The organism is Enterobacter cloacae complex sp. HYC003_NIDB, from assembly GCF_056673375.1.
This window is the reverse complement of record NZ_CP114220.1, coordinates 1,780,070-1,802,556: the sequence shown is the minus strand read 5'-3', so window position 1 is coordinate 1,802,556 and position 22,487 is coordinate 1,780,070. Positions and strand designations below refer to the sequence as shown.

Genomic DNA, 22,487 nt, shown 5'->3' with positions numbered 1-22,487 from the left:
ATGGAACACCCAGATCATCATCGGCAAACGCAGTATTACCAGCGACTAAGCACTACGGCTTGCTCATTGGTTCAGCGATTACTCGCAGTTCTGGATGCACTTGTAGGCACTGTACGATTTGGAGTTTGTCGAAACTGAATCAGGAATGGCTATCAGATCGCTCCCTACTGGCCTAACTGTTTACTATTGTAAGATTAACAAGCATACGAAGCCTGAATTGGGAAGATTTATGACGGAAGGGCTTACATTGATGAGTGTATTTGGAGGGAAGTAGCGCATGAATGATGCACCTTCAGACATCATATTTCACTATCCACCGGAGCTGTTCAATCTCCTGGTGGATGTTGTGCCGTTGCTCAATCGCTCTAAGCAGGATGTGCTGGTTTTCTTCCGGGGCGCAGGAGTACCTGACAACATAACTTCTGACATTGCAGTTCACTTGAGGGCTGCACCAAAGGATGTCAACAAGTACCAGATGGTTCGCACGGTACTTGAACGCCTCAACGCGAAGGGGGAACACGCTCTCCGTGAACGGCGCGAGGTGCTGCGGCGCGTGGTGGACTTTGCGAACTTTGATTCGTGCTGGCCCGCAGACCAACTTAAGGCCAAAGGTCTTGTCGCCAGTATCCGCGAAGTCGTCAACCAAAAAGACGCTTTCACGCGCATGAACAATGCCCGCGAAGAAGAACGGCAAACCCGCCTCGCTGAGTCACAGCGGATCGCAGCAGAAAAACGTGATCGTAGTTATAGAATCGAGAATGCCAAGCAGGGTTTATATAAATTATTTGGCACTACTGCGACTGCACAGGAAAGAGGAAAATTGCTGGAGACGGCTCTCAACAATCTTTTTCAAGCCTACGGTGTTCTCATTCGTAAATCCTTTCATTTGGTTGGTGAGGCTGGTGAAGGGATCGTCGAGCAGATTGATGGGATCATTGAACTCAGTGGTGTTCTGTATTTCGTTGAAATGAAATGGTATCGCAATCCGGTGGGTAAGCCTGAGATTTCAGAGCATCTTGTTCGCCTCATGTCGCGTGCCGAGGTTCGAGGTATCTTCATTTCTGCCAGTGACTATACAGAACCAGCCATTCTTACGGCACGTGAATTTCTGCAACACAAAGTTGTAGTCCTATCCACGCTTCATGAGATCGTCCGTCTGCTTGAGCAGCAAGACGACCTTTCAGAGTTCTTCACAAAGAAAGTCCAGGCTGCGCAGATACACAAAAACCCGTATTTCTGCCCACACGATAGCCAAGCACAAGGTGCGTTATGACTGCGAGTTGGATGGACATCAATAAGCCGCCGAGCCCAGCAACCGCTGTTACGGCAGCTCAGGTGGCGAACGGCCCCATTTTTCCACCGCAGCAAAGACTACTGACCTACTCACCAGACGAGTGGGAGGGATTCGTCGAGGAATGGGCTTATTACTGCCTCACGACGAAGTATGAACACGTCCTGCGTTTCTCTGGTGCTGGTGATATGGGTATTGATGTCGCCGGGTTCGTTGGTGATGAACGCCTGCTGGGGGTTTGGGACAATTTCCAATGCAAGCACTACGGCAATGCCATCAGGCCTAGTGATGTTTGGGTTGAGTTCGGGAAGATCATCTGGTACTCGTACAAAGGTGAATATACGGTCCCTCGTCGCTACTACTTTGTTTCGCCACGAGGTGCTGGTACGTCGCTTAGCCGCCTATTTTCGAATGACACGAAGTTGCGTGAGGAATTGTTAGCTAACTGGGATAAGCATGTGAAAAATGCAATCACTAGCACACAAGAAGTGTTACTCGACGCGAAGCTTCGTGCCTATGTAGACTCATTCGATTTTACCATCTTCGACGCCAAGACTGCGCTTCAGCTTGTTGACGATCACAGAGCCACACCGGTTCACACAGCGCGCTTTGGTGGTGGACTACCAACGCGGCCTGCATCTGAAAAGCCGCCCCAAGAAGTTGCCGCCACCGAGAGCCGCTATGTGACGCAGTTGTTCGGCGCATACAGCGAACACACAGGAACAATAGTGACTGACCCTTCGGCCTTGCCCTTGCCGAAACTCAAGGATCATTTCCGTCGCCAGCGCGAGGCGTTCTATGAGGCTGAGTCACTGCGCGTCTTCGCACGTGATAGTGTCCCGCCAGGCACGTTCGAAGCTTTGCTGGATGACATTCATGATGGCGTTATTGATACACATGACGGGAACCATGCTGACGGCTACGAAAAGGTCTGCGCTGTCACCAAGGCTGCCCGCGACATGCAAATTACGGCAAACGCCCTCATCATTTGTACTAACCCCAAGGATAGAGACGGAATCTGCCACCAACTTGTGAACGAAGAGCGCCTTCGGTGGACACGATCATGAGCCAAGAACATAAGCCAATTACCTTCAATAGCCCACTTGAGGCGGGTATACGTGCGGTCTCGATTCTGGGTGCTGCCTATCCGCAAACCTACGACCTCCAGCGGCTTGTGGCCTTTGACTACCTTCTTGTTCACACGGGCGATATTGGTGGACCAGACAATTTGCACCCACCGACGCCAATGCGCTCTGCTGAATTGCTCGTGCGCCGCAAGTTAGTTGAGCAATCACTGCTTCTGATGATGACCCGTGACCTAGTTGAGCGCGAAGTCACATCCGAGGGAATCAAGTACGGCGCGGGTGAAAATGCTGCAACGTTCCTGTCATCAGTATCTTCCAACTATTTGCTGTCCCTGAAGGATCGCGCTGTATGGCTTGTCGAAACTATTGGTGATCTGACGGATGAACAGTTCAAAGCCATGATGCGCCGTTTCTTCGATAAATGGGTCGAACAGTTTCAGAGCATTGAGCAAAGCTTAGGAGGTGATGCATGACGACAGTAACTCCCGGCTTACGCTTGCGCTTTCTCGGTTTTTTTGGGCCACAAAAGCCACCCGCTACAGTGACCTTCGGTACTGGCCTCAATGTCATTTACGGCGCATCAAACACTGGAAAATCTTTCATTGTCGAAGCCATCGACTTCATGCTCGGTGGAAAGCCGCCTCTGCGTGATATCCCTGAGCGCGTTGGCTACGACCTTGTTCTATTGGGGCTTGAAACCCTTGATGGGAAGTCATTTACACTCTGGCGCAGCATAGATGGCGGTGGTTTTCGGCTCTACGAAGACTTGCACCAGACGCCACCAACAAACGAAATTCCGTATACGCAGCTTGACGAAAAACACAGCGATAAGAACAATACGAACCTTTCATCATTCTTGCTGGATCTATGTAGCCTTGGTGGAAAGCGTGTTCGCAAAAATTCCCGGAACGAAACCCTCAGTTTAAGCTTTCGCAACATTGCGCGTTTGATGATCGTCGATGAGACGGAGATCACACAACAAAGCTCACCGCTTATTGATGGCAATCCCACCGCCAACACGCCGAACTTGGCCACATTCAAGTTACTTTTAACCGGAGCAGACGACTCCGCATTGGTCGCCACCAGTAATAAGAGTGAGCCGGAAGAGTTATCGCGCAAGGCACAATTGCGTCTTCTCGATCAGCTTCTTGAAGACTATGGTGACCGGCTCAAGGAGTTGACAAAGAGTCCTAAGGAACTCAAGGAGCAGCTAGAGAAGATTAACACCTCACTTCGTCAACAGGCGGCCCAGGTAAACACCACCGAAGATGAGTTTCAGGAGGCTGCCGGGAAGCGACGAGAATTACGCAAAAAACTGGAAGAAAGCCGAGAGCGACGTGCAGAGGTAAGTGCGATGCTTGAGCGATTCAGGCTGCTTGATAGACACTACTTGTCCGATATTGAAAGGCTACGTGCCATTGAAGAAGGCGGGACGCTCTTTAGCGTACTGAGTGCCGGGCATTGTCCTCTTTGCGGAGCGGCCCCCGATCATCATCCCCCCGATACTGGGTGTAATGGAGATACTGATGCCGTCGTTCAGGCTGCACGTGTGGAGATTGCCAAGATCGAAGTTTTGCGCACGGAACTTGTAGCTACCGTCCAAAGCCTTGAGCGCGAAGGCGCCAACTTTGATCGCAGAATACCCACTGTTGTTCGAGAATTAGAGTCGATTTCGGAGTCAGTTGAAGAATTCCTCGCTCCCAAGCTCTCGACCCTTCGCAAGTCCTATTCAGACTTTGCCGACAAGCGGGCCGAGGTACGCGAAGCGCTGGCACTCTATGCCACTGTTCAAGACATGGAGCGCCGTCGGGCTGATCTTGAGAAGGGCACTGAGGACGAGAAGGCTGGGGTGGTTACTAACGCAGATCTCTCAAGCACTGTGGCCCATAGTTTTGCTAAGACTGTTGAAGGCATACTGACTGGTTGGCACTTCCCAGAGGTTGGGGATGTGTACTTCGATTCCAAGTCTCGAGATCTTGTAATTGCTGGAAAGTCGCGTAGTGCTTTTGGTAAGGGCCTTCGCGCCATTACGCATGCAGCTTTCACCCTCGGGCTGCTTGCTTTCTGCCGTGAGCGCCACACACCACACACGGGATTCGTTGTACTCGATTCTCCATTGCTGGCATACAGAGAGCCAGATGGAACAGAATATGATTTGACCGGTACTGACCTTAAAGATCAGTTTTACGCGTACCTTGAAGCGCTGCCTGAGGACACCCAAGTCATCGTTGTTGAGAACACCGACCCGCCTGATGCAATCATGAAGCGTGAGCAGTCTCTTATGTTTGGCAAGAATCCGCATCATGGCCGTTACGGTTTGTTCCCTTTTATAGCCGACCCTGCACAATAAATGTGTATACAAATGGGAAGTCACCAATGACTTGGTGACGATCCAGCGTTTTTTATCGAATAGTATATGTACCTCCCCTTCGCGGGTCTGGTTGCTCCAGATTTGCTATTCGCTTATCCCTGACAGGCTTAGCCAGTTTTCCGTATCCTGACACCTCCGGCCCGACGTCAGATTGCCCACGGGGTGGCTTTAAAAAAACTGGGCGATGTTGTGATTCGCCGCGCCCAGTTTCAATCTCCGTAGCTGTCCTCGCTCAGGCAACCACGTTAATCCCGCGAGTTGTCTAAAATCGGGGCAAAATTGGCTGCACCGGATGAACCCAACATCCAGGACTTTCACTGTCAAAAAAATCAACACGAACAGGCCCTAGATCGTCCTGAATAACCTGATACGCATGGTTGCAATAGACCTGATTCCAGCGATAAACGGAAACCGCTACACGTTGGATGCCGGTTCCGCGCATCCGCTTCAGAATATGACGGTCATGTTCTCCAAGCCCCCAACCAAGTATCGTTAAGGAGGGTCGCTGCGACGTAAGTACCTCCCGGTACACGGTGGACAGATAGTAGCTATTCTGGATAGAAGATACTTTCTGCTGCATCGTTCCTTCGCTAACAAACAGCGGCACCGCTTGCTCGCTGCGCCACTCTTCAAGAATTGCCTCAAGCAAGCCTTCTCCAGCGTTGTGGATCTTGAACTCCTGCTCCACAACATTTCTGCACAGGGCCAAGCTTCCATGCGGGTAGAAAACCAAGGTGTTAGTACGCTCTCTAAAAGTATCACGAAATCTCCACCAAGCATCGTCGAAGATGCCGTTCCACAAGAAACAATCCTTGAATAAATGACCATCTTGGATGTCGAATCCATAGGTCATCGTCCAGTAGATCAACAAGTCGTAATTCAACGATAAAACGGTATCGAACCCTTTGAGGAACTGGTACATATTAGGCAATTTATCGCTAACTTGCTCATATTCAGGGTGTATATCACGAACGGCCTGAATCAAACAATTTCTGACATTCAGGTAGGCTTGATGTGTGCGATTGTCTGGTATTTGAAGTGATCTGTTTACGTTGGATGCCTGCCAAACTAGCCGAAGAATCATCTCGAAATCGGATGTTCTGAAAAATTGGAAGAGTCGATTCATATCATGTGTAAGCAGACCTGCCCTGTGGGCGTAAGCCAGTAGAGAACCGTAGTCAAGGACCGGTGAAACAGCAATGCTTGCACCATTACCCAACAATATCGTATTCCGATGATAGTTAGGTGCAATTTGAGCCCAAGGCATAATAGCGTGTGGCATATCTTATTCTCTCTTTTTCCTTGGCAGTTTATTATGAAATAGCACTGATAAGCCATTTTCCACAATTTCTTAAGGATAAATCTTTTTGGTCGAGTTTAAGGCCTTTCTGTACATGTCGGCGCGGTACGCCACCGACGTAATGGACTTGCCTCATATCCGAATGCATCATACCGCCACATAATGTTTTTGGTTCTGTCCCGGCGTCGTAATACGCTTCTGTTATCCTTTGCGCATCCAGTCCACGCCAATTTTCGGATTCAGATCGATATCGGCTTCATCCAGATAAAATACCGGCTGGTCCGTCCGCCTCTGGGCTACAGCCTATTAGATGGGGAGCCACTTTTCCTCATAATGCAGATGTTGGATTTTAAGTGTTGGCGAAGCTCTGGGCCAGATCATTCTGCCCGTCTCAAGCATCTATGTAATGTAGCGGGATGCAGTGACACGTTAAAGAGTCGGTTATCGACCTCTATGTCCACAACGTGAAGGGCTGGCAATAAAACCAATATTTTTATGAGAGCTGGTGCTGTATGCGCTGATATACTCGATTACATTGAGGTCTTCTACAACCTGGAACGGCACCACAGCCATCTAAGCCATTTCATCCCGAAGGACTTCGAACAGGTCCAGTTATGAGGGCAGGAAATATCTACTATCGTGGGGTCAATCCACGATTTACCAGAAGCTGATATGGAAAATGGAAAGCATACAGGAGAAAAAATCTGCCTCTGTATAGCTGGACATGGAGCCCCTTGCTCCGCTGTGGTGAAATAGGTTGTGGTAGGATCTAGAGGCGTTAGTTCATATCTAAGATGTTAGCCTGCTTTTAACGACAAACAGGAGTAATATCATAGAGCGATTGGTTATTAGAAACATACACCGCCATCATTAAAAGTTATTTTTGGATTAACATCGTAATTCGACCATATTTAATAATACCTCAATGATACGGAGCCCCCAAAAATTTACTATAGTAAATTCAAAATGGTCTTATAGTTTTGTTCATCCTTTATAGATAATAATAAAAAACTCTTCACTTTGAAGTTTTGCTTTTTTTAGTAATTATGTAGAACAAACACAAAGATACTATCGGTGTTATATATACAATCAAATATATATTAAAAATTTGGTTGAAATCATTAGCGATAACATGGTACAATAAGAAAATTAATTATTATATTCATGGCCATTAACAATAAGGTCTATGGGCGGTAGCGTACTTATATAAAAATTAGTTGTTATATCTATTACCAACGTAAAATCTCTCCCTCTCTTGCTAATAAGACTTATTTATAACAGAGGGGGTTCTATTCACCTATTAACTGAATTATTTTTTCAAAAATCAATTAAGTTAATACTTATACACATATGCATGATAATACCGCAGGTATATTACTTATGGGAATAAAAAGTATACGGATTAAAAACATACTCTCCTTTGATGACGTATATATTGATAGCTTTGAAGATTTTAATTTGATTATTGGTAGAAATAACTCTGGAAAATCAAATCTTTTAAAAGTATTTAAATACTTTTATGAAAAATTAGACGAGCAACGGAGCATTCCTCTTACTCTAAATTCGAATTACACGCCCTCTGGAATAATAACAATTACATATGATACAACCCGGATAAAGAAAATAGTAACCAGCACTAATAATAACTCTCGATTTCATAAACATATATACAACACTCTTTTTAAAGAACCAAATAAAAATAAATTCACCGCACTTTTCGCACCCGAAAGAAAAAAACAAAATAGCGAATATTCCTTAACACTTACAATATCAAATGATGACTCAATATCATGGTCTACGAAAGATAAAAAACTTTTATCCCTAATTAAAATTATCTTCCCTTTTTTTTATATAGACACACGTAGAATGGATTTATACAACTGGGAAGACATATGGAGAATAATAAGTAGCATTAACTCCTTCAACTTTCAGAAAATAAGCGAAGATGAAATCCTGAAATTTTTAGATGAAAATATTTCATCTAGAGATGGCGACTACAAAAAATACATCACTCGCATTACTGATGTAATTGACACAAAACCATACACCTATAAAGAGAAAGTAATTAATTATATTAAGATAGCATTGAAAGGTCATATTTTCACGAACTCAGGTGAAGATATCCTTCATCAGTCTGATGGAACAAATTCACATAAATATATTGAAACAATTATTAAGTTGCTCATTTCGTTATCACGAACCGAGTTCATAACACCTACCATATATATAGACGAACCCGAGATCGGACTACATCCAAAACTTGGCGAGCAATTTATTACAACAATTCACACAACTTATAATAGATATAAAAAAAGCGTTCCCGAAAAGGAATCAGGAAAATACTCAACACCTTATCCTTGTTTAATTTTCAGCACCCATGCACCAAATATTTTAAAGCAAACTATTAAACTTTTTTCAACAGATCAGCAGATTTTGCATTTTTCTAAAAAGAATAAACACTCCACAAAGATATCTAAATTAAACTCACAATATAGTGATTTGCGTTTTATAAATATGTTTAGCGATAATGAAGCTAGACTTTTTTTCAGTGAGTATATTCTTTTCGTAGAAGGTTCCACTGAAATGGAAGTCTTCCAAAATAGTTCTTTAGCTAGAATTTATCCTGATTTAGGCAGGATTGACATATACGCCAGTGATGATGTTATGTTGAGAAATATAAACCCAACTTATTCTCAAGCAGCAATTCCTTTTTTAATTGTTAAAGATATAGACAAGGTGATTAAGCTTGACTATAAAAATGAAATATTAAGTCTGGATGGTGATGTTTCTCTAGTTAATAAACTAATACGAAAAGGCAGTTTAAAGTTTTATAATCCATCCTTAATAAAAAAAATTGACAGCGCAAAGGAAATAATAAGAGCGGATAAGTCTAAGAAGGAAATGTCGGTTGATGGCTTGTTTTTCAAAACATTTAAAATTGAAAATTTTGTGAGGGATTTCAATAAACTGTTAAAATCATTTAACCTTAATTATATGACAACTACAATAGAGGGTGCATTAATAAATGAGCATTCTTTAAAATACTTTTACAGATGGATTTGTCATATCGTTTTTAACCAGCTAGACGTCAATAATGAAAACCCTAAAAAAATGTTTGCTGGCTTAATGAGAACGTACAATCTTAAAGATGGAGCTATAAGTATATTAAATTCGGCTTTTGTTCTCTCAACTCATTTAAGTATATTAGATCCAGTGGAGCAAAAGCTGGTATTCAAGGTTAAAAAAAGGGCTCTTTTTTTAATTAAAAAAAGCATTAAAGGAGATTTTAAAAACAATAAAGAAATTACAACCCTATTTAGACTTCTTTTTGGAGGAAAAACTGCCACACTTATAAGTTTAGAAATGAATCTGAAAAAAAGCTGTCAAAGAATAGACCCATCTATTACAGCCACAATAAAGAAATATAAAAGCAATGAGCTTAAATTCTTACTCCCCTATACCACAAAAACTAGTGGCTGGGTTACCAGTTTTTTGGATTTTACGATAGCTAAGTTAGAGCAAGAAAATGCTGATAAGATAGCCGAGAATTTACGCTTCCTTTTCCCTGAAATTATATCTATAATAGAGCAAGCTTCTTCTTCGATAGATATAGGGGAGTTTCACTGAACGATTGTCGTTCCTAGCCCCTGCAAACACTAGTTTGCCGCCGCCAATTGTCGCGATGGCCGCTTTAAGCCTCACGGGGTGTAAAGATGGTCTTGGTATCGGAGAAGAAGCTTTATGAAAGAAAAAATAAGCAAGATTGATAAAAATTTCTATACTGACATTTTTATTAAAACATCATTTCAAAATGAATTCGAGGCAGGGGGAGTTATACCACCAATTGCCAAGAATCAAGTATCAACAATCAGTAACAAAAATAAAACATTCTATTCTCTAGCTCACTCATCCCCACACTACTCTATTCAAACCAGAATTGAAAAATTCTTACTTAAAAATATACCTTTAAGTGCATCGAGTTTTGCATTCAGAAAAGAGCGCTCATACTTGCATTATTTAGAGCCTCATACCCAAAATGTCAAATATTGTCATCTTGACATTGTTTCATTCTTTCATAGCATAGACGTAAATATTGTACGTGATACTTTTTCGGTATACTTTTCCGATGAGTTTTTGGTAAAAGAGAAACAATCCTTATTAGATGCATTCATGGCTAGTGTGACTCTGACTGCGGAGTTAGACGGGGTCGAAAAAACATTCATTCCGATGGGATTTAAATCTTCCCCATCAATATCTAATATTATTTTTAGAAAAATTGACATTTTAATACAAAAATTTTGTGATAAGAATAAAATTACTTATACACGATATGCAGATGATCTTTTGTTCTCAACAAAAAAAGAAAACAATATATTAAGCAGCACTTTTTTTATAAATGAGATTTCATCCATTCTCTCCATTAATAAATTCAAGTTAAATAAATCGAAGTATTTATATAAAGAAGGGACTATTTCTTTAGGTGGATACGTCATTGAAAATATTTTAAAAGATAACAGCAGTGGAAATATTAGATTGTCGTCTTCAAAATTAAACCCCTTATATAAAGCACTATATGAAATCAAGAAAGGTAGCTCTTCAAAGCATATATGCATTAAAGTATTTAACCTAAAACTCAAAAGATTTATATATAAAAAAAATAAAGAAAAATTTGAAGCCAAGTTCTACTCATCGCAACTGAAAAATAAACTCTTGGGATATCGTTCTTATCTGCTTTCCTTCGTAATATTCCATAAAAAATACAAATGCATTAATCCTATTTTTTTAGAGAAATGCGTATTTCTTATAAGTGAAATTGAATCTATAATGAACAGGAAGTTTTAAAAAACAGCAAGAACTTATTAACACTACCTATGTCATAATTAAAAATCTCATACCATAAACAATCAGCCACAATGATCATTGTGGCCATGATGTTAGTAATATTCGACTAATTTTTTATATCAATTTAGCTCCGTGAATTCACAGAGCAATACATCCACGTGATCCACAGTACAGCGTTTAATGGTGGTCATTCTGGTGGTCTTGACGGACTAGCAATTCAGGTTTAGCTTACTTATTAGCCAGTTACTGGCAATGGCGATCCCAGTCAGGGGAGCCAAATTTAGAAAATCCCGCTTAAGGAAACTTACGCGGGATTTTTGTTATTAATCAACTGGCCCTGCAATTAGCCCATATGCCGACATAGCTCGCTCCATCTGTTTATCGCTGTGGCGAACGGCGTATTGCCCAACAAACAGAGATTAATTTCAGCCCCATTTCCCCTGACTGATCTCCGTGACCCGGTTATACGGGATGTTTACTGTGAACCACGTTGAGCGGTTATGACAGGCGCTACATGACACGATAACCCGGAATCATCAGTGCCGTTCAATGTGGCAGTTGCTAAAAAAAGTTCACCATTTTATGGAAACCGCCAGCCCGTTTTCCGGAGGTCAACATGGGCTGGCAAAAGAGTAGCGTTATTCCGCGCAACTATTTAGCTTTTATTTTCTCTAAGAATATCGAGGTATGAACGCTCTCTCCTATTTATCCATGTTTCTTTTATATGCTCTGACAATTGTGGAATATCGCTTTCTAGCGTAGAAGGCCATAAGCAAGGATTATAATCATAGACTCTTAACATGTGGTCTATATCAAATATAGGTGCAGTACCTTTTGCTCTGATCAAACAGACAGGTTTACTAAAGGCAATCCTCATACCTAATTCAAAAAGCACATTTGGATTGTGTTCAGTTAGATCAACTATCACAAGATCAGCAGCATCAAGATCGTTGACAATCGTAGATTGAATAACTTCACTCCCTGCTTTTTTTGCCGTCTTAGCATTAAATCCAGCCTTCACCGCAGAAGGCGTAATGAGATGTTTAAGTACTTCATCAAAATAACCATGCGGGTAGTTAGACGTTTTTTCTGAAAAAGGCATAGCAACAAATGCAATAAGTTTACTTTGCCCTTGAGATTCACCGAGCATAATGGAACTACTAGCTGTGGCAGTTTTGTCATTAACTGAGTTAGTACTAATGCTATCTTCTCTAGCGACTTTTTCTCGAACGTATTTGAGGTTTTGTTGATATAAGTTATAAAAGTCGTCTTGTAATTGATCATCTATACCGAATTCAGTTTTTAGAGTATTCTTTAAATATTCAATCTCAGGTAGGTTACCACCTTGATAGTAATCATATACTTTCTTAAATAAGTCTATATTTAAGAAGCTACTTAATATTGCATTGCCTTCTTCCTCCTGTGATTTAGGATATACTAAACTCTTCCCTAATTCCGTAAGTTCAATTTTGCTTGTGTCGCGAGTACCCACGGTTATGCCGTAATCTCGAGCAGACGCAGTCATGTAGAAAAAATTGGCACTTTACCTAAACCCAGTGCTTTAGCAACTTCACCTGGTGCCCATGGGTTACCGGCGTTAAATTCCTTCAGACAGTCAGCTATTTTTCTACAATCTTCTAGAGAGTATTGAGGGAAGTCACGCTTTGGTTTGGTCGCTTTTTTTCTAGGCTTCCTTACTTTAACTACAGGCGTTGTTTCAGATGCAACTTCTGGAGTGGTTTCATTTTGGGAAATTTCGTTATCTTCAGACATATAAATCCTTTTTAATACTAAGAACAAGACTACGATGAAAAATCAAATTTTACATCGTACCGATGATAGCAATGGGATATATCTCAATTAAATAAAAGCTATTGCCATCACAAAATCAAGTTATTAATTATGATTTATTCAATCTTCCCCATTGTTTCATTATTTATACCCATCAGCGGCCTGGCCTCATACCGCACATCTTCGCCCCCACGCACCAGCCGATCCCGCAACCCATAATGATGCACCCGCGCCATGCGCTGCACCCGTGTAACTGACACCCAGTTATCTCATTGATTTTTATTGCCAGAAGCTCTGAGCTCCAGCGTGATCGCTGGTAGCCAAAATCGCCGGGAGCATGTTTTACCAGCTCACGTAATAACATGCAGATATGCTCAAAAGGCCAGCGACGGGCACACCCGGCAGGTAATGATTTCAGTCCTGCAACACCCGACAGCGTGAACCAGTTAATCCAGCGGCCGACGGAGGAACGGGCACAGCAAAGCGTTCTGGCAACGTCGCTGACGCGACAGCCGCGGTGCATCATCAGCATGGCAGTCAGCCGACGGGCATAATTTTTATCGTGCGTTTTATGGATCGCTTTCTGCATCAGGCGTCGTTCGTCACGGGGAATTGGTGCTATGATCGGCATCACTCAGTCCGGTCAGTGATATTGGTTGGTTTGGCGATGATCAGATCGCACAATCCGGGCTGAGTTCACTCAAAGTGATCTACTATTCCGCGCAGCTTTTTAGATTTATGTAACCTTCGCCTATTGGTGGTCATTTTGGTGGTCTTGACAGCATCGCAATTCAGGTTTAGCTTACTTATTAGCCACTTAAAGGCAAAAGCGATCCCAGTCAGAGGAGCCAAATTTGAAAAGCCTGCTTTTAAAGCAGGCTTTTTGCTTTTCTGCGTTCGGTCAGTTTGTCGGGTGGCGGCTTCGCCTTACCCGACCTACATTCTGCCTTCGGTAAAATTGTCGGGTGGCGGCTTCGCCTTACCCGACCTACGGTCCTGTAGGCCCGGTAAGCGCAGCGCCACCGGGCATAGCAAGCTTCACCGGCATCCCCGACCGCCGTTCCAGCTCAGCCCCCGCCCCTTCACTTATTAGCTGCGTCCTTTGTGCGGCTGAAATGGGCAGCGGCACCTTATTTGTCGATTCAAATTCCGCGCGATTGCGTGACAGCGGCTCGTGAACCTCTACCCAACGGCTACCGTCCGGCTCGGTGGTCACCTTTAAGGGCTGATCGATAAGCTGTACCCTCGTCCCCACCGAAACGTTATCGAACAGGTATTTGATATCGTTATTACGCAGGCGAATGCAGCCCTGGCTGACGCGCAGACCAATGCCGAAATTTGAGTTGGTACCGTGGATCGCGTACAGCCTGCCGATATAGAGGGCATACAGCCCCATCGGGTTATCCGGCCCGGCGGGAACGAACGCGGGCAACGTTTTCCCCTCTTTCGCGTAAGCGCGTCGCGTATTTGGCGTGGGTGACCAGGTTGGGCCTTCCTGTTTGCGCTCAACGGCGGTTACCCAGTTACGCGGCGTTTCGCGCCCGGCCTGACCGATGCCAATAGGCAGCACCTCAACCGTGTTGCTGCCGGGTGGATAATAGTAAAGTCGCATTTCCGCGACGTTCACCACAATCCCCTCGCGCACGGTTGGCGGCAGAATAAGCTGCTGCGGCACCACCAGCTGTGTTCCGGCTCGCGGTAAAAACGGATCCACGCCAGGATTGGCTTCCAGCATATTGCTCAACCCCTGTCCGTGCTGCGCTGCAAACGCTTCGAGCGGCAGGGTATTGCCCTCAGGCACGGTGATGGTGATCGGCGCCCCCACCAGACGGCTGCCCTCGGGAGGGAGGGGGTAGGTTACAGCAGATGCAGCGGGAACCAGAATACCAAGCGTAAAAACGAACGAGGCAAATCGAATCATAGTGTTCTGTACTCAGTCAAAGAGAAAGCCTGCCAGTGGGCAGGCTTAGCCTACTCATTCAGTCATCTTTTCGTCGTGCGCCATCTCCGGGTAAGGACTTTTTCTGCTTCAACAATCATGAACATCGCAAACCCAATCAGGAAGGTAATGATCCAGTAGCGGAACGGTAGCGCTTCGGTACCGAACAGCATTTGCATGAACGGCGCATAGATGATCAGAAGCTGAAGGGCCAGAAGTACGCCGCTCACGATCCATATCCCCTTGTTAGCCAGCAGACCTTTACTCAGGGAGAAGCCGTCGGTGACGCGGCAGTTGAGCATGTAAAACCACTGGGCGGTGACCAGCGTTTGCAGCAACACGGTGCGAATGAACTCCGGTGAGTAGCCGCGTGGTTGCAGCCAGGCCTCCAGCACAAAGGCGCTGATGGCAATCATCAGGCCGACAAACACTACTCGCCAGATGGCATAACCGTCCATCACATGCAGGTTAGACTTACGCGGCGGCCGGTTCATGATGTCCTTCTCACCCGCTTCAAACGCCAGGCCAAACGACAGCGTTGCAGAGGTTGCCATGTTCATCCACAGGATCAGTACCGGCGTTAGTGGGATCAGGTTCCCCGCCAGCAGGGCAATAATGATCAGTAAGGCCTGGGCGATGTTGCTCGGGATAACGAACAAAATGGTCTTTTTCAGGTTGTCGTAGACCCGACGCCCTTCATGGACCGCCCGGGCAATGGTGGCAAAGTTATCATCCGTTAACACCATATCGGCGGCTTCTTTGGTGACTTCAGTACCTTTGATCCCCATCGCGATGCCGACATCCGCCCGCTTCAGCGCCGGCGCATCGTTCACCCCGTCCCCGGTCATTCCGACCACTTCCTGCTTACTTTGCAGCGCCTGCACCAGGCGGAATTTATCTTCCGGGCTGGTGCGGGCAAAGATATCGTATTTTTGCGCCGCCTCGCTCAGCTGGTGGTCGTCCATCGCCTCCAGCTCGCGCCCGGTGATGGCGCTCGCCGCGTTGCCAATACCCAGCATCTGTCCAATGCTCATCGCCGTTTGTGGATGATCCCCGGTAATCATTTTCACGCGAATGCCCGCCTGCAAGCAGTCGGCAATGGCCGAAATGGCTTCCGGGCGCGGGGGATCCATCATGCCCGCAATGCCGAGCAGTATGACCCCTTCTTGCAGATCCGCATGCGTCAGCTCGCGCTGCCCGCTGGCGGCCGGTTTCCAGGCCGCAGCCACCATGCGCAATCCCTCGCGCGCATACTCTTCAATCTTCTCTTCCCAGTAGTGCAGGTTGAACGGCTCCAGCCCGTTTTGGGTCTGCTGGTGCTGGCAAAGACGGAAAAGGACGTCCGGCGCACCGGTGATTAACATCACCTCTTCGTCGCCCAGGCGATAGAGGGTGGACATGTATTTATATTGCGAATCAAATGGGATTTTACTGCGCAATTCGGCGTCAATTGCCGGAAGCGGAATTTTGGCCGCCAGCACCTTCAGCGCGCCTTCGGTAGGCCCGCCGGTGATTTTCCACAGCCCCTGCTCATCTTTGATCAGTTGGCTGTCATTACAGAGATCGACTGTGCGCAGATAGCGCTCCAGCACAGATCCCGGGGTCACGGTGACCGGTGTCGGATCGTCAACGGGGTGAATAGTACCCACCGGCTCGTAGCTGTCTCCCTCCACGCGGTAGGTGGTGTCCGCGGTAATCACCGCTTTTACCGTCATCTCATTCATGGTCAGGGTGCCGGTTTTGTCCGAGCAGATAACCGTCATCGCCCCCAGCGTTTCCACGGTAGGCAGCTTGCGAATAATCGCCTTGCGACGCGCCATCGCCTGCACGCCCAGCGAGAGGATGATCGAGATAATGGCCGGTAATCCTTCCGGCACCGCCGCTACCGCAAGGCTAATCAACGACAGCACCAGCTCTGATACGGGCATATCACGGAAGATAAGACTGAAAACGAACAGCGCCAGCATCATTACCAGAATGGTGATAAAAATGGTCTTGCCGAGCTTGTCCATTTGCACCATCAACGGGGTACGGTGTTTTTCAATGTCTGACATCATCTGGTTGATATGGCCGAGTTCGGTCTCCCCACCGGTCGCCACCACCAGCCCTTTTCCCGCGCCGGAGCTGACGGTGGTGCCAGAATAAAGCAGGTTGTAACGGTCGCCTAACGGCAACTCCCCGTGGAGCGCATCGCTGCTTTTCTCCACTACCGTGGATTCGCCGGTGAGAATAGCTTCTTCCACCCGCAGATTGTGCGCCTCTGTCACGCGAAGATCGGCAGGAATGCGATCCCCGGCGCGTATCACGACGATATCTCCGGGCACCAGCGCTGTCGTCGGGATAGTTTCATGGTTGCCCTGCCGGATGACCACAGCCTCGCTGGAGAGCATATTGCGAATACTTTGCAGCGATTTCTCCGCATTGCTCTCCTGAATATGGCCAATCAGGGCGTTAATAATGGCTACCCCAAGAATGACAAACATATCCACCCAGTGTCCCATTATCAGCTTCAGCAGCGCCGCCGCCAGAAGGACGTAAATAAGGACATCGTTGAAATGGGCCAGAAAGCGCAGCCAGCCAGGTTTACCCGGTTTTTGCGGTAAGGCATTTTCACCGTATTTTTCCAGCCTGGCGGTGGCTTCTGTACTGCTAAGTCCGTCGAGGCTGGATTGGATATTTGTCAGGGTTTCATCAACGGTCTGTTGATAATACGGACGGTGAGGCTTTTCTGTTATCATCGTTCCTTCCTCAGGTTCTTTTCAGAAATCACCTTGCTTTCATGACATTAACGAATAACGAAAACAGGAACATGCGCGTAACGAACGATACTCGCCGCCTCTGACCCTAATAAATGAGTTTGAATATTTGGATTACGTGATCCCACAATAATCGCACCGACGTTAAGCTCATCCGCCAGTTTGATTACCTCATCACGTATATTCCCGCTGCGAACATGTAGATGGACATTTGCTTCCGGCAGGTTGATTTTTTTTACCAGCGCAGCCAGTTTTTCTTTAGCATTATTAATCATATATTCATCCATCTTTCTCGCGTCTGCAATAAAACCGCGGGTCAGTTCCGCCGAGAACTTTGGCATAACGTACAGCAGATGGACATTACCCGATGCGCTTTGCGCCAGGAATTGGGCATGCTGTAGCGCTTTATCAGACAATGCTGTTTCGTATACATCCACCGGCACCAGAATCGTTTTATACATATCAAGCATCCTTTTTTATAACCAACACAACAGTGAGTGAATCAGGAGAGATCGCATCAAACCCATGGGTACAGGCGTGAATGCCTTTTACGGAAAAAAAGGAATGGATGCTATTAAACGTAGCACAGGAATATCAGGATGTTATTCAAAGGGGATACACCATCGTAACGCTTGTTTCGCCTTAGTATGTCACGCCACTAATAATGGTTATTTAACATTTATTTATTCACCGACTATGCTCATAGTCAGGCATGCAACACGTTTATTCTCTTTATCCCGCGCCACCTTCAACCTCATGGAGGAATGCATGTACGGTTTAAGCCTGATTCGCCTTGGTTTGTTTATTGCGCTCGCCATTATCGCCAGCACAGCAATCGGTTTATTTACCTATGTGGTCGTCTCGGCCCTGGCAGAATAGCGCCACCCCAGCATTGATGACGAAATAAATAAAACAATTATTATCAGGGGAATACTGTGAAGCGCTACCTCTCTCTTCTGCCTGCTGTTTTATTGCTGCTGACGGCGTGCGATCCGAAACCCGACCGCGCCGCGCCCCTGCCGAAAATGGTAAAAGTCGCAGAGGTGGTCAAGGCTGGCAACGCGCAGCAGCGCGTGTTTCCCGCCCGTATTGAATCCGGCGACGCCACGGATCTCGCGTTCAAACGAGCCGGGCAGATTGAGACCCTGGACATTCGCCAGGGTGCCATTGTCAAACAGGGGCAACGACTCGCCAGCCTCAACGCCCGTGAAGCCCGGCAGCGCCTGAACGACAGGCAAACGGCGGCGACCCTGGCTCAGCGGCAATTCGACCGCTTCCAGACCCTGGCGGGACGCCAGGCCGTGTCGAAAGCCGAGATGGATGTCCAGCGCGCCAACCGCGATTCAGCAAACGCCGCGCTACAGATTGCGCGCGAAGAATTAAGCCAGATGACGCTCGTCGCCCCCTTTAGCGGGACAGCGGTCAGCGTCCATGTGCGAAATCATCAGGTCGTCTCCGCCGGCCAGCCCGTCGTCACTTTGACCCGTACCGATCTGCTGGACGTGGTGTTCAGCCTTCCAGAGAACCTGTTTAACACCTTCGATATTCGCAATGCGCAGTACAAACCGGTAGTGAGGATCAACGCCCTGCCCGGTCGCGAGTTTACCGCTGTGTACAAAGAGCACTCAGGCAGTAGCGACAGCAACACATTGACCTGGCAGGTGATTTTAACCATGCCCCGCCCGGTTGATTTTCCCGTCGTGGGCGGCGTCAGCGGAACGGTCACCATCAATTTAACCAACCTTCCGGCTGGTGTGGGCAGTGAGGCGCTGGTAGTGCCGGTTGAAGCGGTCTTTAACCCGGATAACCGCCCGCGCAATGAGCCACATGTCTGGGTGGTGACGGGCGAAGGCGATACGTTGCACCTTGAAGATCGTAAGGTCAGCGTGGGGCAAGTCAGCGCTGAGGGCGTCGTCATCGTCGGTGGGCTTAAGGCGGGTGAACGCGTGGTGGCCGCAGGCGTTGGGGTGCTACATCCCAACCAGCCGGTACGTATCTGGACGCGTGAACGGGGACTGTAATGGATATCTCTCGTCAGTTTATCAGCAACCCGGTTCGCGTCTGGCTGACGATTTTGCTGCTGGGCGTAGGCGGCATTATTGCCCTGTTGAACATCGGCAGACTGGAAGATCCGGCGTTTACCATCAAAACGGCGGTGGTGATCACCCATTATCCGGGCGCGTCGGCGCAGCAGGTTGAGGAAGAGGTCACCCTGCCGCTGGAAAATGCGCTTCAGCAGTTACCTTATCTGGATAACGTCAGCTCCATCTCCTCCAGCGGCCTGTCGCAGATCACGGTCAATATAGCCTCGCGCTACCACTCAAATGCACTGCCGCAAATCTGGGATGAACTGCGTCGCCGGGTGGGAGATGCCGCCAGACAGTTTCCACCCGGCGTAGTGACCCCGTTTGTGAATGACGATTTTGGCGATGTGTTCGGCTTTTTCTTTGCCATTTCCGGAGATGAATTCAGCAATCCGGAACTGGTCCGGTATGCCGAGCAGCTGCGCCGGGAGTTGGTCCTCGTGCCAGGCGTGGGCAAAGTGGCCATCGGCGGAGCCCTCACTCAGCAGATTAACGTGGACATTTCTCTGAGCAAAATGGCCGCGCGCGGGATAACGCTGAACCAGCTTTCTGCCCAGCTCAGCAGGCTGAACGTGGTCTCCAGCGCGGGAGAGATCCCCTCCGGTACCGAGTCAATTCGTCTGCATCCTACCGGTGAATTCGAAAGTATTGACGAGCTGGCCGATCTCATCGTGACCCCGCCCGGCGTTGGGGCGGCTACCCGCTTACGGGATATTGCCACCCTGTCACGCGGGCTGGATGCGTCCCCTGCCAGCATCTACCATGCCAACGGCAGAAAAGCCGTCACCATGGGCGTCTCCTTTATCCCCGGCGTTAACGTGATCGACGTGGGACATGCCCTGGAGGCGAAGCTAGAGCAGATGTCAGCCGAGAAACCGGCAGGTATCCATATCGACCTGTTTTACGATCAGGCGGCGGAGGTCGGGCATTCCGTTAACGGATTTATCATTAACTTCCTGATGGCGCTGGCGATTGTCATCGGCGTGTTGTTGATCTTTATGGGCTTACGCAGCGGGATCATTATTGCCTTTTCCCTCGCCCTCAACGTGCTGGGCACGCTGCTGATCATGTATCTCTGGGGTATTGAACTACAGCGCATTTCACTGGGTGCGCTGATCATCGCCCTCAGCATGCTGGTCGACAATGCCATTGTTATTGTCGAAGGGGTACTGGTAGCCCGGCAGCAGGGCTCGTCCCTGATGAACGCTATTAGCGACATTATTCGCCGTTCTGCGCTGCCGCTGCTGGGTGCAACGGTCATCGCCATCCTGGCCTTTGCGCCCGTCGGGCTGTCACAGGATTCCACCGGCGAATACTGTAAGTCGCTGTTTCAGGTCCTGCTGATTTCGCTCATGCTGAGCTGGTTCTCAGCCCTCACCATTACGCCAGTGCTGATTAAGTGGTGGCTGTTTAAACGAGATGCTGCACCGCCAAAGGCCGACGAAACGGATCCCTATGACAAACGCATCTATCGGATCTATCAGGGTGTGCTCAACGCGCTGTTACGGCGTAAAGCGCCAACGCTGGTAGTGATGGCCGCACTGCTGGCCGCCGCCATCTGGGGCTTTGGCTCGGTGCGGCAGAACTTCTTCCCCTCCTCCAGTACGCCAATTTTCTTTGTCGACCTCTGGCTCCCTTACGGTACCGACATTAACTGGACCGAGAAGATGACCGGTGATATCGAGAAAACCATTAACGGCCAGCCAGGCGTGGAAACTACGGTCTCGACGATTGGTCAGGGAAGTATGCGATTTATTTTGACCTACAGCGGACAGCGGCAGTACAGCAACTATGCGCAAATTATGGTGAGAATGGACGACCAGCGTAACATCCCCGCCCTGACCCGCCACGTGGATGAGTACATCGCACGGAACTATCCGCAGGTTAACGCCAGCACAAAGCGGGTGATGTTTGGCCCCTCCGGCGACAGCGCCATTGAAATACGTATTAAAGGCCCCGATCCGGACAGGCTGCGTCTGATCGCCAGCCAGGTAGACAACATCCTTACGCGCGATCCGGCGACGGACAGCGTCAGGAACGACTGGCAAAATCGCAGCAAAGTGATCCGCCCGCAGTACGTCACCGCGCTGGGACGTGAGCTTGGCGTGGATAAGCAGGACGTCGATAACGCACTGGAGATGAATTTCTCCGGCAGTCGGGCGGGATTGTACAGAGAAGGCAGCGACCTGTTGCCCGTGGTGGTGCGCCCGCCGGAAAGCGAGCGGCTGGACGCCAATCACCTGAATAACGTTCTGGTCTGGAGCCAGACCCGGCAGCAGTATATTCCGCTGAGCAACGTCATCAGCGGCTTCGCGCTGGAGTGGGAAGATCCGCTGATCCTGCGCCGTGACCGCTCCCGCGTGCTGACCGTGCAGACCGACCCTGACCCGCTAAGCCAGCAAACCTCCGGCGATATTCTCGCCCGCGTGAAGCCGCAAATTGATGCCCTGCCCCTGCCCCACGGCTACAGCATTGAGTGGGGCGGGGACGCGGAGAACTCCAGCGAAGCGCAGCAGGGGTTATTTACCACGCTGCCGCTCGGCTATCTGGTGATGTTTGTGATCACGGTGCTGATGTTCAGTTCGGTGAAAAACGCCGTCGCCATCTGGCTGACCGTGCCGCTGGCGCTGATCGGCGTGACGCCGGGGTTTTTAATTACCGGCATCCCTTTTGGCTTTATGGCGTTGATTGGCCTGCTGAGCCTGAGCGGGATGCTGATCCGCAACGGTATTGTGCTGGTGGAAGAGATAGAACAGCAGAAAGTGCAGCAGGATCAGCACAGTGCGATCGTTTACGCCGCCACGTCGCGCCTGCGTCCCATCCTCCTCACCGCCTTTACGACCGTACTCGGCCTCGCCCCTCTGCTGCTGGATGTGTTCTTCCAGAGCATGGCCGTTGTGATTATGTTTGGGCTTGGGTTTGCTACAATCCTGACGCTGCTGGTACTCCCCGTAATTTACGCGTGTTTCCATCGTAAGGACAAAGCTGAACAACAATGAATGCGACAGGGCTGAATATCATCAAGACG

At 47.9% G+C, this 22,487-nt stretch carries 15 protein-coding genes and 4 pseudogenes; 10 read left to right on the top strand and 9 right to left on the bottom strand.

What is annotated here, in order from left to right:
* The first annotated feature begins 277 nt into the window (after nt 1-277).
* The 4 genes from O1722_RS08460 to O1722_RS08445 are packed head-to-tail and all read left to right on the top strand — an operon-like array spanning nt 278 to nt 4,726.
* A complete protein-coding gene (locus O1722_RS08460) occupies nt 278-1,273 on the top strand; it encodes a restriction endonuclease (protein WP_000996055.1) in 996 nt (331 codons plus the stop codon).
* Nucleotides 1,270-2,358: an ABC-three component system protein gene (locus O1722_RS08455; protein ID WP_000127329.1), complete on the top strand. Its 1,089-nt coding sequence runs from the start codon at nt 1,270-1,272 to the stop codon at nt 2,356-2,358. The genes O1722_RS08460 and O1722_RS08455 overlap by 4 nt, the downstream gene beginning before the upstream one ends.
* Entirely contained in the window at nt 2,355-2,849 is a 495-nt protein-coding gene (locus O1722_RS08450) for an ABC-three component system middle component 2 (protein WP_000076577.1), read from the top strand. Before O1722_RS08455 ends, O1722_RS08450 begins: the two co-directional genes overlap by 4 nt.
* Nucleotides 2,846-4,726, top strand: a complete 1,881-nt coding sequence (locus tag O1722_RS08445; RefSeq protein ID WP_000214431.1) for an ATP-binding protein — start codon at nt 2,846-2,848, stop codon at nt 4,724-4,726. The genes O1722_RS08450 and O1722_RS08445 overlap by 4 nt, the downstream gene beginning before the upstream one ends.
* Before the next feature lie 283 nt (nt 4,727-5,009).
* Here O1722_RS08445 and O1722_RS08440 read toward each other — a convergent pair whose 3' ends face one another.
* Together O1722_RS08440 and O1722_RS08435 are read right to left on the bottom strand one after the other, a co-directional pair.
* Nucleotides 5,010-6,029, bottom strand: a complete 1,020-nt coding sequence (locus O1722_RS08440) for a DUF4917 family protein (RefSeq protein WP_001119745.1) — start codon at nt 6,027-6,029, stop codon at nt 5,010-5,012.
* 127 nt (nt 6,030-6,156) lie between these two features.
* Nucleotides 6,157-6,496: pseudogene (locus O1722_RS08435) on the bottom strand (IS630 family transposase); the annotation flags it as partial.
* A gap of 931 nt (nt 6,497-7,427) precedes the next feature.
* Here O1722_RS08435 and O1722_RS08430 point away from each other — a divergent pair.
* The 3 genes and pseudogenes from O1722_RS08430 to O1722_RS08420 all read left to right on the top strand — a co-directional run.
* Entirely contained in the window at nt 7,428-9,674 is a 2,247-nt protein-coding gene (locus O1722_RS08430) for a retron Eco8 family effector endonuclease (RefSeq protein ID WP_000511710.1), read from the top strand.
* Between the two features lie 114 nt (nt 9,675-9,788).
* A complete protein-coding gene (locus O1722_RS08425) occupies nt 9,789-10,889 on the top strand; it encodes a reverse transcriptase domain-containing protein (protein ID WP_000659976.1) in 1,101 nt (366 codons plus the stop codon).
* Nucleotides 10,890-11,369: 480 nt separating this feature from the next.
* Nucleotides 11,370-11,525, top strand: a pseudogene (locus O1722_RS08420) (IS630 family transposase); the annotation flags it as partial.
* A 19-nt stretch (nt 11,526-11,544) separates the two neighbouring features.
* On the opposite strand, the gene O1722_RS08415 reads toward O1722_RS08420, so the two are convergent.
* The 7 genes and pseudogenes from O1722_RS08415 to O1722_RS08385 all read right to left on the bottom strand — a co-directional run bounded on the left by O1722_RS08415 (nt 11,545) and on the right by O1722_RS08385 (nt 17,836).
* Complete coding sequence (locus tag O1722_RS08415) at nt 11,545-12,381, bottom strand: hypothetical protein (protein WP_223175058.1); 837 nt, start codon at nt 12,379-12,381, stop codon at nt 11,545-11,547.
* A gap of 29 nt (nt 12,382-12,410) precedes the next feature.
* A complete protein-coding gene (locus O1722_RS08410; protein ID WP_001287855.1) occupies nt 12,411-12,662 on the bottom strand; it encodes a hypothetical protein in 252 nt (83 codons plus the stop codon).
* Nucleotides 12,663-12,796: 134 nt separating this feature from the next.
* Nucleotides 12,797-12,928, bottom strand: a pseudogene (locus tag O1722_RS08405) (phage virion morphogenesis family protein); the annotation flags it as partial.
* A pseudogene (locus O1722_RS08400) lies at nt 12,877-13,311 on the bottom strand (helix-turn-helix domain-containing protein); the annotation flags it as partial. The pseudogenes O1722_RS08405 and O1722_RS08400, both read right to left, overlap by 52 nt.
* 357 nt (nt 13,312-13,668) lie before the next feature.
* A complete protein-coding gene (gene ldtA, locus O1722_RS08395; RefSeq protein WP_015572412.1) occupies nt 13,669-14,601 on the bottom strand; it encodes a L,D-transpeptidase in 933 nt (310 codons plus the stop codon).
* 62 nt (nt 14,602-14,663) lie between these two features.
* Nucleotides 14,664-17,357, bottom strand: a complete 2,694-nt coding sequence (locus O1722_RS08390; protein ID WP_033487961.1) for a cation-transporting P-type ATPase — start codon at nt 17,355-17,357, stop codon at nt 14,664-14,666.
* 47 nt (nt 17,358-17,404) lie between these two features.
* Nucleotides 17,405-17,836, bottom strand: coding sequence for a universal stress protein (locus O1722_RS08385; RefSeq protein WP_003859525.1), 432 nt, complete (start codon nt 17,834-17,836; stop codon nt 17,405-17,407).
* 103 nt (nt 17,837-17,939) lie between these two features.
* On the opposite strand from O1722_RS08385, the gene O1722_RS08380 reads away from it, so the two are divergent.
* The 3 genes from O1722_RS08380 to O1722_RS08370 are packed head-to-tail and all read left to right on the top strand — an operon-like array spanning nt 17,940 to nt 22,458.
* Nucleotides 17,940-18,254 (top strand): hypothetical protein, encoded by a 315-nt coding sequence (locus O1722_RS08380; RefSeq protein ID WP_154597617.1) that lies wholly within the window; start codon nt 17,940-17,942, stop codon nt 18,252-18,254.
* Between the two features lie 56 nt (nt 18,255-18,310).
* Entirely contained in the window at nt 18,311-19,396 is a 1,086-nt protein-coding gene (locus O1722_RS08375) for an efflux RND transporter periplasmic adaptor subunit (protein ID WP_192870721.1), read from the top strand.
* On the top strand, nt 19,396-22,458 hold the full coding sequence (locus tag O1722_RS08370; protein WP_032669554.1) for an efflux RND transporter permease subunit: 3,063 nt from the start codon (nt 19,396-19,398) through the stop codon (nt 22,456-22,458). Before O1722_RS08375 ends, O1722_RS08370 begins: the two co-directional genes overlap by 1 nt.
* Nucleotides 22,459-22,487: the final 29 nt, after the last annotated feature.

Coding starts and splice junctions, on each gene's coding strand:
- O1722_RS08450 (WP_000076577.1), top strand. CDS start 2,355: ATGAGCCAAGAACATAAGCCAATTACCTTCAATAGCCCACTTGAGGCG.
- O1722_RS08440 (WP_001119745.1), bottom strand. CDS start 6,029: ATGCCACACGCTATTATGCCTTGGGCTCAAATTGCACCTAACTATCAT.
- O1722_RS08390 (WP_033487961.1), bottom strand. CDS start 17,357: ATGATAACAGAAAAGCCTCACCGTCCGTATTATCAACAGACCGTTGAT.
- O1722_RS08460 (WP_000996055.1), top strand. CDS start 278: ATGAATGATGCACCTTCAGACATCATATTTCACTATCCACCGGAGCTG.
- O1722_RS08425 (WP_000659976.1), top strand. CDS start 9,789: ATGAAAGAAAAAATAAGCAAGATTGATAAAAATTTCTATACTGACATT.
- ldtA (WP_015572412.1), bottom strand. CDS start 14,601: ATGATTCGATTTGCCTCGTTCGTTTTTACGCTTGGTATTCTGGTTCCC.
- O1722_RS08380 (WP_154597617.1), top strand. CDS start 17,940: ATGGATGCTATTAAACGTAGCACAGGAATATCAGGATGTTATTCAAAG.
- O1722_RS08430 (WP_000511710.1), top strand. CDS start 7,428: ATGGGAATAAAAAGTATACGGATTAAAAACATACTCTCCTTTGATGAC.
- O1722_RS08410 (WP_001287855.1), bottom strand. CDS start 12,662: ATGTCTGAAGATAACGAAATTTCCCAAAATGAAACCACTCCAGAAGTT.
- O1722_RS08370 (WP_032669554.1), top strand. CDS start 19,396: ATGGATATCTCTCGTCAGTTTATCAGCAACCCGGTTCGCGTCTGGCTG.
- O1722_RS08385 (WP_003859525.1), bottom strand. CDS start 17,836: ATGTATAAAACGATTCTGGTGCCGGTGGATGTATACGAAACAGCATTG.
- O1722_RS08455 (WP_000127329.1), top strand. CDS start 1,270: ATGACTGCGAGTTGGATGGACATCAATAAGCCGCCGAGCCCAGCAACC.
- O1722_RS08445 (WP_000214431.1), top strand. CDS start 2,846: ATGACGACAGTAACTCCCGGCTTACGCTTGCGCTTTCTCGGTTTTTTT.